This window comes from Pseudomonas luteola NBRC 103146 (assembly GCF_002091675.1).
Lineage (GTDB): Bacteria > Pseudomonadota > Gammaproteobacteria > Pseudomonadales > Pseudomonadaceae > Chryseomonas > Chryseomonas luteola.
Map to the genome: position 1 here is coordinate 94,237 of NZ_BDAE01000013.1, position 12,727 is coordinate 106,963.

Annotated in this window: 15 protein-coding genes; 14 read left to right on the plus strand and 1 reads right to left on the minus strand. The window is 53.0% G+C overall.

The features are described from left to right. Positions 1-9 precede the first annotated feature (9 nt). The 12 genes from rpmF (at position 10) to PLU01S_RS15020 (ending at position 9,461) form a co-directional block, all read left to right on the plus strand. The gene (gene rpmF, locus PLU01S_RS14965; protein WP_010797729.1) at positions 10-192 is read left to right on the plus strand and encodes a 50S ribosomal protein L32; all 183 of its coding nucleotides are present in this window, start codon (positions 10-12) and stop codon (positions 190-192) included. A gap of 3 nt (positions 193-195) precedes the next feature. Then, positions 196-1,206 carry a phosphate acyltransferase PlsX gene (gene plsX / locus PLU01S_RS14970; protein WP_074827465.1) on the plus strand — a complete coding sequence of 337 codons (1,011 nt, stop codon included), beginning with the start codon at positions 196-198 and terminating at the stop codon, positions 1,204-1,206. Positions 1,207-1,291: 85 nt separating this feature from the next. Continuing rightward, positions 1,292-2,230, plus strand: a complete 939-nt coding sequence (gene fabD / locus PLU01S_RS14975) for an ACP S-malonyltransferase (RefSeq protein ID WP_074827463.1) — start codon at positions 1,292-1,294, stop codon at positions 2,228-2,230. Between the two features lie 14 nt (positions 2,231-2,244). Continuing rightward, entirely contained in the window at positions 2,245-2,988 is a 744-nt protein-coding gene (fabG, locus tag PLU01S_RS14980) for a 3-oxoacyl-ACP reductase FabG (RefSeq protein ID WP_074827461.1), read from the plus strand. Positions 2,989-3,151: 163 nt separating this feature from the next. After that, positions 3,152-3,388: an acyl carrier protein gene (gene acpP / locus PLU01S_RS14985; protein WP_007160597.1), complete on the plus strand. Its 237-nt coding sequence runs from the start codon at positions 3,152-3,154 to the stop codon at positions 3,386-3,388. A 120-nt stretch (positions 3,389-3,508) separates the two neighbouring features. After that, positions 3,509-4,753, plus strand: a complete 1,245-nt coding sequence (gene fabF, locus PLU01S_RS14990) for a beta-ketoacyl-ACP synthase II (protein WP_074827562.1) — start codon at positions 3,509-3,511, stop codon at positions 4,751-4,753. Beyond that, positions 4,753-5,571 (plus strand): aminodeoxychorismate lyase, encoded by an 819-nt coding sequence (pabC, locus tag PLU01S_RS14995; RefSeq protein WP_074827459.1) that lies wholly within the window; start codon positions 4,753-4,755, stop codon positions 5,569-5,571. The genes fabF and pabC overlap by 1 nt, the downstream gene beginning before the upstream one ends. Beyond that, complete coding sequence (mltG, locus tag PLU01S_RS15000; protein WP_074827457.1) at positions 5,571-6,620, plus strand: endolytic transglycosylase MltG; 1,050 nt, start codon at positions 5,571-5,573, stop codon at positions 6,618-6,620. Before pabC ends, mltG begins: the two co-directional genes overlap by 1 nt. Next, complete coding sequence (tmk, locus tag PLU01S_RS15005) at positions 6,617-7,249, plus strand: dTMP kinase (protein ID WP_074827456.1); 633 nt, start codon at positions 6,617-6,619, stop codon at positions 7,247-7,249. Before mltG ends, tmk begins: the two co-directional genes overlap by 4 nt. Continuing rightward, the gene (locus PLU01S_RS15010; protein WP_074827455.1) at positions 7,242-8,228 is read left to right on the plus strand and encodes a DNA polymerase III subunit delta'; all 987 of its coding nucleotides are present in this window, start codon (positions 7,242-7,244) and stop codon (positions 8,226-8,228) included. Before tmk ends, PLU01S_RS15010 begins: the two co-directional genes overlap by 8 nt. Positions 8,229-8,259: 31 nt before the next feature. Further along, positions 8,260-8,616, plus strand: a complete 357-nt coding sequence (locus tag PLU01S_RS15015) for a PilZ domain-containing protein (RefSeq protein WP_010797738.1) — start codon at positions 8,260-8,262, stop codon at positions 8,614-8,616. Positions 8,617-8,675: 59 nt separating this feature from the next. Next, positions 8,676-9,461 (plus strand): TatD family hydrolase, encoded by a 786-nt coding sequence (locus tag PLU01S_RS15020; protein ID WP_074827453.1) that lies wholly within the window; start codon positions 8,676-8,678, stop codon positions 9,459-9,461. A gap of 212 nt (positions 9,462-9,673) precedes the next feature. Here the strand turns inward: PLU01S_RS15020 and PLU01S_RS15025 are convergent, their stop codons facing one another. After that, positions 9,674-10,804, minus strand: a complete 1,131-nt coding sequence (locus PLU01S_RS15025) for an aminotransferase class V-fold PLP-dependent enzyme (protein ID WP_074827451.1) — start codon at positions 10,802-10,804, stop codon at positions 9,674-9,676. A gap of 166 nt (positions 10,805-10,970) precedes the next feature. Here PLU01S_RS15025 and PLU01S_RS15030 point away from each other — a divergent pair, with 166 nt between their 5' ends. After that, positions 10,971-11,612 carry a TetR/AcrR family transcriptional regulator gene (locus tag PLU01S_RS15030; protein WP_010797741.1) on the plus strand — a complete coding sequence of 214 codons (642 nt, stop codon included), beginning with the start codon at positions 10,971-10,973 and terminating at the stop codon, positions 11,610-11,612. A 77-nt stretch (positions 11,613-11,689) separates the two neighbouring features. Beyond that, complete coding sequence (locus PLU01S_RS15035; protein ID WP_074827448.1) at positions 11,690-12,658, plus strand: GTP 3',8-cyclase MoaA; 969 nt, start codon at positions 11,690-11,692, stop codon at positions 12,656-12,658. The last annotated feature ends 69 nt before the right edge of the window (positions 12,659-12,727 follow it).

The following is a 12,727-nucleotide window of genomic DNA, read 5'->3' on the forward strand; positions in this document are numbered from 1 at the left end:
TAATGAGTTATGGCTGTTCAGCAGAACAAAAAATCCCGTTCCGCCCGTGATATGCGTCGCTCCCACGATGCGCTCGAGCCGAATGCATTGTCTGTAGAAAAGAGCACTGGTGAAGTTCACCTGCGTCACCATGTGTCTCCGGACGGTTTTTACCGTGGTCGTAAAGTGATCGACAAGGGTTCCGACGAGTAATCCTTGTCGTCACCTGTCATCGCTATCGATGCAATGGGCGGGGACTTCGGTCCCCGCTGCATTGTGCCTGCCTGTATTTCCTTCCTCGCTAGTCATCCTGCCGTTACGTTGATCCTTGTTGGTGATCCTGATGTCATCCAAGGCTATGTCGGTCAGTTCTCATTTGATGATTCTCGTCTGCGTATCCATGTAGCCACTCAGGCCGTTGATATGGCGGAAAAGCCTTCTTATGCCCTTCGTAACAAGCCTGACTCTTCCATGAAGGTTGCGCTGGGGCTGGTTGCCAGTGGCGAGGCTGACGCATGCGTTAGTGCAGGTAATACTGGCGCCCTGATGGCCTTTGCTCGACAGACGCTGGATACGCTTCCTTGGATAGAGAGGCCGGCCATCTATACCCATCTGCCTGTGATGGGTCGTCAATGTGTGTTGGTGGATCTTGGCGCTAATCTCGACTGTTCCGCTCTCAATCTTTACCAGTTTGCATGCCTGGGGGCCGCTGCTGCTAAAGCAGCAGGGATACATGAACCTCGAGTCGCTCTTTTGAATGTAGGTGTTGAGCCGACCAAAGGTAATAGTGTCGTCCAGCAAGCATCAATCCTGCTGGAGAAGTGCAGGCGCCTTAACTATGTCGGCTTCATCGAGGCGAACGCAGTGTTCCGGTCTGAAGCGGATGTGGTGGTATGTGACGGATTTGTTGGCAATGTCCTGCTTAAAGGAAGCGAGGGGCTTATTTCCATGCTTTTCAAGCAGTTGGAAGGGGCGCCTGTTTTTCTAAGGCTCCTGGCTGCTCCCCTGTTATATCGTCTGCGAAAAGAGATGATGCCTGCCCGCTATAACGGTGCCGGTTTTCTCGGATTGCGTGGACTGGTTATTAAAAGTCATGGCAGTGCTGATGAGTTCGGCTTTCAGCGTGCGATAGAGCAAGCGGTGCAGGCAGTAGAACTTCGCCTGGATACCTTGATAAAAGCGAATTTTCTGGACCTTTATGAGGATTCAGTGCCTAAGTGTGACTGACCTCGGTTGCCTGACATCAAACCAAGAACCTGCTGCGGCATGCTGTTAGGCTGTGGCTTTTGATGAGACTAAAAAGAGATCGACTATGTCTGCTTCTTTCGCTTTCGTATTTCCAGGCCAAGGCTCACAGTCCTTGGGTATGCTGGCCGATATTGGAGCTCAACATTCGCAGATACGCGATACGTTTGCTGAGGCTTCTGATGCGCTTGGCTACGATATCTGGTCACTGGTTCAGCAAGGTCCGGAAGAGCAGCTGAATCAAACGGACAAGACTCAGCCCGCTATTCTGACGGCGTCCATTGCCTTGTGGCGACTGTGGGAGGCAAGGGGAGGCGTACGTCCTTCTTATGTGGCAGGTCATAGTCTTGGCGAATATTCCGCTCTGGTTGCTGCAAGTGCTCTGGCCTTTACTGACGCTGTAAGGCTCGTTGAGCGCCGTGGACAGCTGATGCAGGAGGCTGTGCCAGCGGGCGAGGGCGCAATGGCCGCTATCCTGGGGCTAGAAGATGCAGATATCGTTAACGCCTGTGCTGAAGCGGCCCAGGGTGATGTTGTGAGCGCAGTGAATTATAATGCGCCTGGACAGGTGGTCATTGCAGGTAACGCAGCTGCAGTGATGCGAGCTGTCGAGCTATGCAAGGCGCGTGGCGCAAAACGTGCGGTTCCGCTTCCGGTAAGTGTGCCCTCCCATTGTGAGTTGATGCGTCCGGCAGCGGAGCGCTTTGCCGAGGCTGTTAACGCGATCCAATGGCAGCAGCCCTCCATTCCGGTCGTTCAGAATGTAAACGCCGGAGTCAGTGCAGATCTTACAGCGCTGAAGCAGAACCTGCTGGCGCAATTGTACAGTCCGGTGCGCTGGGTTGAGTCCGTTCAACTGCTTGCGGACAAAGGGGTTACTCAACTGGTAGAGTGCGGGCCCGGAAAAGTCCTGGCAGGTTTGAACAAGCGGTGTGTCAAAGGTATAGAGACCTATAGTCTTGACGCGCCTGATGCTTTTGCTGCTACCCAAGCAGCATTGGCTTGATTTAAGGAGAAAACATGAGCCTCCAAGGTAAAGTCGCATTGGTAACCGGTGCAACACGTGGCATCGGACAGGCCATTGCTCTTGAGCTCGGACGCCTCGGGGCTACCGTGATCGGTACGGCTACCAGCGAAAGCGGTGCCTTCCGTATCAGCGAAAGCCTGAAGGCCAATGGTATAGAGGGCACCGGACTGGTGCTGAACGTTGCAGACAACGCTTCGGTGACGGCGGCGTTGGAACAGATTCAGCAGCAATATGGTGCGCCTGCTATTCTGGTCAATAATGCGGGCATCACGCGAGATAATCTGATGCTGCGCATGAAAGACGACGAGTGGTTCGATGTAATCGATACCAACCTGAACAGCCTGTTCCGTTTGTCGAAAGCCGTATTGCGTGGGATGACCAAAGCTCGTTGGGGGCGCATCATCAGCATAGGCTCTGTTGTCGGGGCTATGGGTAATGTTGGCCAAGCCAATTATGCTGCCGCCAAGGCCGGTCTTGAGGGGTTTACTCGGGCGTTGGCTCGTGAAGTAGGTTCCAGAGCTATCACGGTAAATGCCGTGGCTCCAGGGTTTATTGATACTGATATGACGCGTGAGCTGCCAGATGCTCAGCGTGAAGCGCTTTTGACTCAAATTCCACTGGGTCGATTAGGGCAAGCTGAAGAAATTGCAAAAGTTGTCGCCTTTTTAGCAACGGACAGTGCTGCGTACGTTACAGGTGCTACTGTTCCAGTTAACGGCGGAATGTATATGAGTTAAGCGATTTTTGACGGGTTGAACGACTTTTTGTGAATTTTCAAGACTAGCAAAAAGTCAGTTCAGAGGTCAGGATGTCGCGTCAGCTTGAAATATTGAAAACCCTTTCTATACACTTACGCGCAGTCCGGCTGCACGGATTATTCCATAGGAGTGAAAACACGGTATGAGCACCATCGAAGAACGCGTTAAGAAGATCGTCGCTGAACAACTCGGCGTGAAAGAAGAGGAAGTAACCAACAGCGCTTCCTTCGTCGAGGATCTGGGCGCCGACTCCCTTGACACCGTTGAGCTGGTGATGGCTCTGGAAGAGGAATTCGAAACTGAAATCCCGGACGAACAAGCCGAAAAGATCACCACTGTTCAGGAAGCTATCGACTACATCGTTGCTCACCAGCAATAAGTCGGTTCTTCTGTAGAACACGAAAGCCGCACGCCTGTCCAGGCGTGCGGCTTTTCTATATAACGGTCATCAATGTAATAACTTTAGATGATCGAACAAACGAGCTATGAGGAAATCGTTGTGTCACGTAGACGCGTCGTGATCACGGGCATGGGCATGGTATCGCCGCTGGGCGGGGACGTGCAAAGCAGCTGGGAAGGCATTCTTGCTGGTCGCAGCGGTATTGCCCCGATTGAACACATGGACGTTTCTGCCTTTGCTACCCGCTTTGGGGGATCAGTCAAAGGATTCAACGTAGAAGATTATCTCTCTGCGAAAGAAGCTCGGAAACTCGACCTCTTTATTCAATATGGCCTGGCGGCTAGCTTCCAGGCTATGCGTGATTCCGGACTTGAAGTGACAGATGCCAATCGGGATCGAATTGGTGTCGCCATGGGGTCTGGTATTGGTGGTCTCTCCAATATCGAGAACAACTGCAAGGCCTTGTTTGATCAAGGTCCCCGCCGTATTTCGCCATTTTTTGTCCCTGGCTCGATCATTAACATGGTCTCCGGCTTCCTTTCCATCCACTTGGGATTGAAGGGGCCTAATTATGCAATCGCTACAGCATGTACAACCTCCACGCATTGTGTAGGTATGGCTGCACGTAACATTGCCTATGGTGATGCTGATGTCATGGTGGCTGGCGGTGCCGAAATGGCTACCTGCGGGCTAGGGTTGGGTGGTTTTGGTGCTGCACGGGCACTTTCTACCCGAAATGAAGAGCCTACTAAGGCCAGCAGACCTTGGGATCGTCAGCGAGACGGCTTTGTGCTGTCTGATGGCGCGGGTGCATTGATTCTGGAAGAGCTAGAGCATGCTCAAGCGCGTGGCGCCCATATTTATGCTGAGCTTATTGGGTTTGGCATGAGCGCTGATGCGTTTCATATGACGGCCCCCCCTGAAGATGGCGCTGGCGCAGCACAGTGCATGAGCAATGCACTGAAAGATGCGCGAATCGATCCATCCCAGGTCGATTACATCAATGCGCACGGTACGTCCACGCCTGCTGGTGATATGGCAGAGGCTTCTGCGGTCAAGCGGATCTTTGGTGAGCATGCCTACAAATTGTCGGTGAGCTCTACCAAATCAATGACTGGGCATCTGTTAGGGGCTGCCGGGGCTGTTGAAGCCATTTTCAGCATCCTGGCCATTCGTGACCAACTGGCGCCACCTACCATCAACCTGGATGATCCGGATGATGGCTGTGATCTGGACTTTGTGCCGCATAAGCCAAAGGCAATGCCTATCGAGATCAGCCTGTCCAACTCCTTCGGCTTCGGTGGTACTAATGGTAGTTTGATCTTCCGTCGCTTTTCTGAGTGATGAAAGACTGGGTTAATGGTCAGCCGGATGAGGCTGGCCTTTCCTTCCGGGATCGTGGTTTGGCATATGGCCATGGGCTTTTCGAAACGATAGGCGTCCATAACGGCCACCCACGATTCCTTGATGATCACCTGATGCGGCTGCTTGATGGATGTCGTCGTCTGGCAATTCCCTTGGAGCTTGATGCAGTCAGGCTTGAAATTCTTGAGTATGCTGCGTTGTTACGCAACGGTGTAGCCAAGCTGATCATTACGGCCGGCCTCGGTGAACGGGGTTATGCGGCTCCGTCGAATCCACTTCCGCAACGGCTTCTGCTGGCCTCTCCTATGCCTCGCTATCCATCTGAGAATGCTGAGCAGGGGATCCGTCTGTTTCCCTGCCAGACACGTCTGGCTTGCCAACCGCTATTGGCTGGACTCAAGCACCTGAACCGTCTTGAGCAGGTATTGGCGCGGGGAGAGTGGCAGGGAGCAAACTATGCTGAAGGCCTCATGTGTGATGCATTTGGGCATGTTGTAGAAGGCGTTTTCAGTAACCTTTTTATCGTGTCCAGGAACACATTGATAACGCCCGTGCTTGATAAGTGTGGTGTTGCTGGTGTGATGCGCTCCTATCTTCTTCGTTGCGCGGATGGGCTTGGCGTCATGACCGAAATCAGGCCGGTGACGTTGAGTGAGTTCATGGCCGCTGATGAGGTATTTATGTGCAACAGTCAGTATGGTGTTTGGCCAGTATGTACGTATGCTGAGCATGAATGGCCAATAGGCCCGTTGACACGTCAACTTCAACAGATTGCCTCGAAGGCTCTGGATTCGTAATGCGAAAATTATTGGTTCTGCTCGAGGGCGGCTTGCTCTTGATGGGGCTAGCGCTAGCTGGAATGGGCTGGTTGCAACACAAGGCACTCGAGCAGCCTGTGGCGGTTGGCCAGGAACAGCTTGTCGAAATACCCAAGGGCGCTACGCCGGGCGGTATGCTCCGGCATCTTGAGGAGGAGAAGTTACTGAGCGGATCCTTCTGGTTGCGTTTGTATTGGCGTTTCAATCTTTCCGGACAGGCTCTGCACAGCGGTGAGTACCGAGTAACGCCAGGGATGAGTGTTCGTGAATTACTTGCCCTCTGGCAAAAAGGCGAGGTGGTCCAATACAACGTTACGCTCGTTGAAGGCTGGAACTTCCATCAGGTTCGGGATGCCTTGGCTCGTCAGGAAAAGCTGGAGCAAACATTGGCTGGACTGAGTGACGAAGACGCCATGGTACGTTTAGGCAAGCCTGGTATGCATCCCGAGGGACGTTTCTTTCCCGACACCTATCGTTATGTAAAGGGAATGCGCGACGTCGAAATTCTGAAGCAGGCCAGTCAACGTTTGGAGCAGGTTCTTGCCGAGGAGTGGGAGGCGCGCGCCCCGGATGTGCCCTATCAAGAGCCATATCAGGCTCTGATCATGGCCTCTTTAGTGGAGAAGGAAACAGGGGTTCCGCAAGAGCGGCCTCAAATAGCAGGCGTTTTTGTTCGCCGTCTAGCGTTGAATATGCTCTTGCAGACAGATCCTACGGTCATCTACGGGCTGGGTGACAACTACAAGGGCAAGTTGACCCGAGAGCACCTGCGCCAACCTACGCCTTACAATACCTATGTGAATCCTGGTTTGCCGCCTACGCCTATCTCCATGGTAGGGCGGGAGGCGATTCATGCTGCGCTGCACCCCGAACCAGGTAAAAGTCTTTACTTCGTAGCGCGCGGAGACGGAACGCATGTGTTCTCCGATGATATCGATGCCCATAGCCGCGCTGTTCGTGAGTATCAACTTAAACGCCGAGCCGATTACCGTTCGAGTCCGGCACCTATTACCAAGGAGTCTGAGTGAGCGGGTTGTTTATTACGCTGGAAGGGCCGGAAGGGGCAGGTAAAAGCACTAACCGTGACTATCTGGCAAGGCAATTACAATCGCATGGCCTTGAAGTGGTGCTGACACGTGAGCCTGGCGGAACGCCATTGGCCGAGCGCATCCGCGGACTTCTGCTCGACCCCTGCGATGAGGGCATGCATGCGGATACTGAGCTGCTGCTTGTGTTTGCTGCACGTGCACAGCATTTAAACACTGTAATTAAGCCTGCGCTTGATCGTGGTGCGGTTGTCCTGTGTGATCGATTCACTGATGCGACCTACGCGTATCAGGGCGGGGGACGTGGGCTTTCGGAAGCACGCATTGCCACCCTGGAGCACTTTGTTCAGTCAGGCCTGCAGCCTGATCTTACCTTGGTGTTCGATTTACCTATCGAAATAGGTCTTGAAAGAGCAGCCAAACGAGGTCGCCTCGACCGGTTTGAGCGGGAACAACACAGCTTTTTCGAGGCCGTAAGGCAGACTTATCTCTCCCGTGCCGCGGCTAGTACCGACCGATATCGGGTGGTTGACGCAGCCCAGTCGCTTGCCGATGTACAGCACCAACTTGATCAGCTTGTGCCTGAGTTGTTGGAGCGCTCCCGTGGTTGAGCGGTACCCGTGGCAATCGGAACTATGGGAGCGGCTGACTCATCGCGAACGGCATGCCCATGCTTATCTATTTCATGGGCCAGCGGGTATTGGCAAGCGGGCGCTGGCCGAGCGGCTTGTAGGGCGTTTGCTTTGCCAGAACGTAGCAGCAGGGGAGGCATGCGGCCAGTGTAAGGCTTGTCTTTTGTTAAGGGCTGGAACGCATCCTGACTATTTTCTTGTAGAGCCGGAAGAGGTGGAAAAGCCTATCCGCGTTGATCAAATCAGGAGCCTGGTCGACTTCGTTGCCCAAACCGCACAGTTGGGCGGCCGCAAGGTTATTCTACTGGAACCAGCCGAGGCGATGAACCTCAATGCCTCAAATGCTTTATTGAAAAGCCTGGAAGAGCCTTCCGGTGACACGGTCTTGGTGCTGATCAGTCATCAGCCGAGTCGACTATTGCCTACTATCAAAAGTCGTTGTGTGCAGCAGGCCTGCCCCGTGCCTCGTCCAGAAGAAAGCCTGGCTTGGTTAAGGCAGGCCTTGCCTGATCTCTCCTCGGAAGATCTCAATGATGTGCTGACGCTGGCTGGTGGTTCGCCTTTGACGGCTGCTCGTTTGCATGCGATGGGCGTTCAGGCTTACCGATCACATGTTGTAGATGGCTTGAAAAAGCTCTTGAAGCGGCAGATTGCGCCGAGTCCATTAGCCGAAGGCTGGAACAATATTCCGTTACTGCTATTGATGGACTGGTTCTGTGAGTGGGCATTGTTGATCCTGCGCTATCAAATGACTCGGGATCAAGCGGTGACCGGTTTGGCCGATATGAGCAAAGTAATCCAGTATCTGGGTGATAAGGCCGATTCTACCCAGGTCATAAATCTGCAGAACTGGCTGCTCGAGCAGCGGCAGAAAGTAATGGGTAAGGCTAATCTGAATCGCGTGCTGCTACTTGAAGCGCTGTTGATACGGTGGGCAAGCCTACCGCAGCAGGGCTAGAATTCACTTAATAATGGTTGAGTGCTGTCGTATGAGTTTGCCTCCGAATCTGGGTCCTCGAAACGGAATTCTGTCCCTTACGATCAAGGACAAATCAGTACTGTATGCCGCCTATATGCCTTTCATCCGTAATGGTGGCCTGTTTATTCCAACAAACAAGTCATACAAGTTAGGGGATGAAGTATTCATGCTGCTCAACCTGATGGATGAGCCTGAAAAAATCCCTGTTGCCGGAAAAGTCGTCTGGATAACGCCCCGGGGCGCACAGGGAAATCGTGCTGCTGGGGTTGGCGTTCAATTCAATGACGGCGATAACACGGCTCGAAACAAGATCGAGACCTATCTGGCGGGTACGCTCAAGTCGGACCGCCCTACGCATACCATGTAATTCTTTCTTTTGTGCAAGCATGGCCTTGCTGAAAGCGCACGTTTTTACCAGGAAAACCCATGAAACTGATCGACTCCCATTGTCATCTAGATCGCCTTGATCTAACGGCTCATAATGGATCGCTGGACGCGGCGCTTGAGGCGGCAAGGGAGAGAGGCGTAGGGCACTTTCTATGCATTGGTGTAAGCGCCGAAAATGCTGCCGATGTGAAGACTGTTGCCGAGCGTTACCCGGACGTGCATTGCTCTGTTGGAATTCATCCATTGGATGTTTCTGCTGAAAAGGAGCCTGCGCTGGAGTGGCTGTTGCGCGAGCTGGATCATCCTCGTGTGGTCGCCATCGGAGAAACCGGGCTGGACTATCATTACGAGCCTGAAAGCGCTGAGCTGCAGAAGCAGTCCTTTCGGTTGCATCTTGAGGCGGGGCGGATTACCGGTAAGCCTGTCATTGTGCATACCCGTGAAGCCAGAGCTGACACGTTGGCCTTGCTCAGAGAGGCTGATCTGACTGCTGCAGGAGTATTGCACTGTTTTACCGAGGACTGGGAAATGGCCAAGGCTGCCCTAGACCTGGGTTTTTATATCTCTCTTTCAGGAATCGTGACGTTCCGAAATGCCGAGGCATTGCGTGAAGTGGCTCGTCAGGTGCCAGCCAATCGGCTTCTTGTGGAAACCGATTCGCCTTATCTGGCGCCTATTCCTTATCGTGGCAAACCGAACCTCCCTCAATATGTTCGTGAGGTGGCTGAGTTTTTAGCTTCGGTTCGTGGTGTCGAGCTGGAAGCACTGGCCGAGCAAACTACAGAAAATTTCTACCGGCTCTTTCCTCTGGCAAAAGCTGTATAAAACCAATAGTCAAAAAAAACCCGGTTTTTGCTAACCGGGCCAAGACCATTAGGAGTTTAACGGGATGCACCAATAGCGATGTATCCCACCGATAACGCCTCGGGGGAGTGGCGCTGCCGGTAAGTAGAAGTATTGATCAGTCATGGGGAACATCCAGTCGGGATTGATCATTTTTTAAACAGATTTGGAATAGGCAACCTTTCATTGAGCACTTATCGCGACAACTTCCGGATGATGTCCAGCGTCTCATCCAGTACCTGTTGCGGTGTGTAAAAGTGTGGCGAAAGACGGATGCCAGCACCGCGTTGAGCGCAGATAATGTTCTCGCGCTTCAGGCCTTCAAAAAGAGTCGTATTGTCTTTGCCATCCAGCGTAAACGTTAGAATACCAGCTCTGCGATTGGGATCTGTCGCGCTGTGGACATGAGCGCCGGGAAGTGCTTTCAGTCCTTCAATCAACATGTGCATTCTGGTATGTAATTCCTGCGCAACTTGCACCATGCCTACCTCATCGAGCAATGAGAGACTGGCCTTCAAGGCGACAGCGCCGAGCATGTTGGGGCTACCGCATTCGAAGCGGCGGGCGGTGCGTGCAGGTTTCCATTCTCGACTATTATAATCACCAGCATTATCGAGCATATGCCAGCCATATTCATTTAGCGTCAGCTGCTCTCTAAGATCACTCCGACAATAAAAAACGCCAAGCCCCTCTGGGCCTAGCATCCATTTATGCCCGTCTGCCATGGCAAAGGCGCACTCGCAGGCTTGTACGTCCAGAGGAAGTGCGCCTAGCTGTTGAATTGCATCAACACACAACAGTACGCCTTTCTGGCGACAGCCCTGGCCTAATTTGACTAAATCCAGGCGTAGGCCGCTTGCATATTGCACTGCGCTGATCGCCAGCAGGCGTGTCCGGGACGTACAGGCCTCTAGCAGCGCCTGTTCAGGATTTGTCCCAGCTAGACTGACCTCAATGACTTCGACTCCAAAGCGGGACAGTGCCTCCCAAACGATTCGGTTCGATGGGAATTCTTCATTGCTGATGACCACTTGATCGCCGGCCCGCCAGTCCAGACCAAACGCAACAAATGACAGAGCCTCTGACGTATTCTTGACCAAGGCTATATCTGCCGTGCTGGGCGCGTTTAGCAGCTTCATCAGAAGCGCTCTCAATTGCTGCTCGATTTCAAGCCAGGCGGGGTAATCCTTGGCTCCCTGGATAACGTTTTCCTGTGCAAACGCCGCTACGGCCTGCGATGCACGCGCTGGCCAAGGCGCTACTGCGGCATGGTTGAGGTAGCGCAGGGTTTCATGATGCGGAAACTCGTTCATCCAGGTGTTCATAAAAGGCTCATCCATACAAAAATATGTATTTTTAGGCATAATGCCGTAATCAATGTGACATCGCCTGTCAGATGCGTATCGTCCATCTCGCGTTGTGCCAGCCGATGGTAATAGCTTCCCCTACCGATACCTTCCGCATTCAGACTCTAAAAAGAAACTTATTTCTATGCAGAAAGAACCTCGAAAGGTCCGTGAATTTCGCCGCCGTGAGCAGGAGATTCTAGACACAGCCCTCAAGCTTTTCCTGGAAGAAGGGGAGGACAGTGTTACTGTAGAGATGATCGCTGACGCGGTCGGGATTGGAAAAGGAACGATTTATAAACATTTCCGATCCAAAGCCGAGATCTATCTTCGCCTGATGCTGGATTACGAGCGAGACCTGGCTTCGCTGTTTCACTCGGAAGACGTGGCACGTGATCGGGAAGCGCTGTCCCGGGACTACTTTGAGTTTCGTATGCGCGACCCTCAGCGCTACAGGCTTTTTGACCGGCTGGAAGAAAAGGTGGTTAAAGCTAATCAGGTTCCTGAGTTGGTCGAACAATTGCATAAGATCAGAGCGTCAAACTTCGATCGTTTGACTCAGCTGATCAAGGGACGAATCGCTGAAGGGAAGCTGGAAGATGTTCCTCCTTATTTTCACTATTGCGCTGCCTGGGCGCTGGTGCACGGGGCGGTAGCCTTGTACCACTCTCCCTTCTGGCGAGATGTCATTGAAGATCAGGACGGATTTTTTCAGTTTCTCATGGACATCGGCGTGCGTATGGGTAACCGCCGTAAGCGAGACACGGAAATACCGGCTTCCCGGTGAGTCCGACAGTCTGAGCTTGAATAAATCGTTCTCGACCCAGATATCTTTTTTCTCTGTTAAGCAGTTGGAGTTCAAGCATGATCGTTGACCGTCAGGGTCGAGCCTTTCGCAACCTACGGATCAGCTTAACCGCTGCATGCAATTATGCATGTACATATTGTGTTCCCAATGGGAAACGCCTCGTAGCGGCTCAAGATGAGTTATCGGCTGATGCCATGGCTCGTGGTGTTGAATACCTTATTGAGGCTGCAGGCATCGAGCGTCTGCGTATTACTGGTGGTGAGCCACTGGTCACTCCCAAGTTCGAGCCTTTCTTGCAGGCGGTTTCCGCCTTAAAGCTCAAAGACATTAGTCTTACCACTAACGGCCAGCTGCTGGCTAAAAAGCTGCCCATCATCATCGACAGCGGGGTTCGCCGTCTGAACGTCTCTCTGGATACGCTCGATGCGGAAGCCTTCCCTGTACTCGCGCGGGGAGGCGATCTGAAGACGGTGCTTGCAGGTCTTGAAGAAGCCCGTCAGGCAGGACTTAAAATCAAGGTCAATATGGTCCCATTGCGTGGCCAGAATCTTGATCAGGTATTGCCGCTGCTCGAATACTGTCTCGAGCGCGGCTTCGAGTTGCGGTTTATCGAGCTGATGAGGATGGGGCATCTCGCGCGTGATCCCAACGGCTTCCAGCAGCAGTTCGTACGGTTGGCAGAGCTTTTAGAGATCATCGGTGCGGTCCATCCTTTTGTACAGGCTGATGCGCCTGTAGACGCCACTGCCTTGCGTTATCAGGTAGAGGGTAGGGGCTACTTCGGCGTTATTGCGAATGAAAGCGTACCTTTCTGCCGTAGCTGTTCGCGTCTACGCTTGTCTTCAACAGGTTGGCTGCATGGCTGCTTGTCATCCAGTAATCGCCACTTTGTTGGTGATTTGCTGGACAAGCCCCGTCATCTAGCGCTTCCGGCGCTACAGCGGTTGCTGGTCAAGGCCTTGGGCGATAAGCAGGACGTTGCGTTCTCTGGTGGTGTAACGGTGATGAAGATCATCGGGGGCTAGCATATAGATTGGCCTGGAAACTGCTAGACGCGTGTCAGCGCCGGTTTTTCGTCGCCGGTTCAGGAGAAA

Coding starts and splice junctions, on each gene's coding strand:
- rpmF (WP_010797729.1), top strand. CDS start 10: ATGGCTGTTCAGCAGAACAAAAAATCCCGTTCCGCCCGTGATATGCGT.
- fabD (WP_074827463.1), top strand. CDS start 1,292: ATGTCTGCTTCTTTCGCTTTCGTATTTCCAGGCCAAGGCTCACAGTCC.
- fabG (WP_074827461.1), top strand. CDS start 2,245: ATGAGCCTCCAAGGTAAAGTCGCATTGGTAACCGGTGCAACACGTGGC.
- acpP (WP_007160597.1), top strand. CDS start 3,152: ATGAGCACCATCGAAGAACGCGTTAAGAAGATCGTCGCTGAACAACTC.
- pabC (WP_074827459.1), top strand. CDS start 4,753: ATGAAAGACTGGGTTAATGGTCAGCCGGATGAGGCTGGCCTTTCCTTC.
- mltG (WP_074827457.1), top strand. CDS start 5,571: ATGCGAAAATTATTGGTTCTGCTCGAGGGCGGCTTGCTCTTGATGGGG.
- PLU01S_RS15015 (WP_010797738.1), top strand. CDS start 8,260: ATGAGTTTGCCTCCGAATCTGGGTCCTCGAAACGGAATTCTGTCCCTT.
- PLU01S_RS15020 (WP_074827453.1), top strand. CDS start 8,676: ATGAAACTGATCGACTCCCATTGTCATCTAGATCGCCTTGATCTAACG.
- PLU01S_RS15025 (WP_074827451.1), bottom strand. CDS start 10,804: ATGAACACCTGGATGAACGAGTTTCCGCATCATGAAACCCTGCGCTAC.
- PLU01S_RS15030 (WP_010797741.1), top strand. CDS start 10,971: ATGCAGAAAGAACCTCGAAAGGTCCGTGAATTTCGCCGCCGTGAGCAG.
- PLU01S_RS15035 (WP_074827448.1), top strand. CDS start 11,690: ATGATCGTTGACCGTCAGGGTCGAGCCTTTCGCAACCTACGGATCAGC.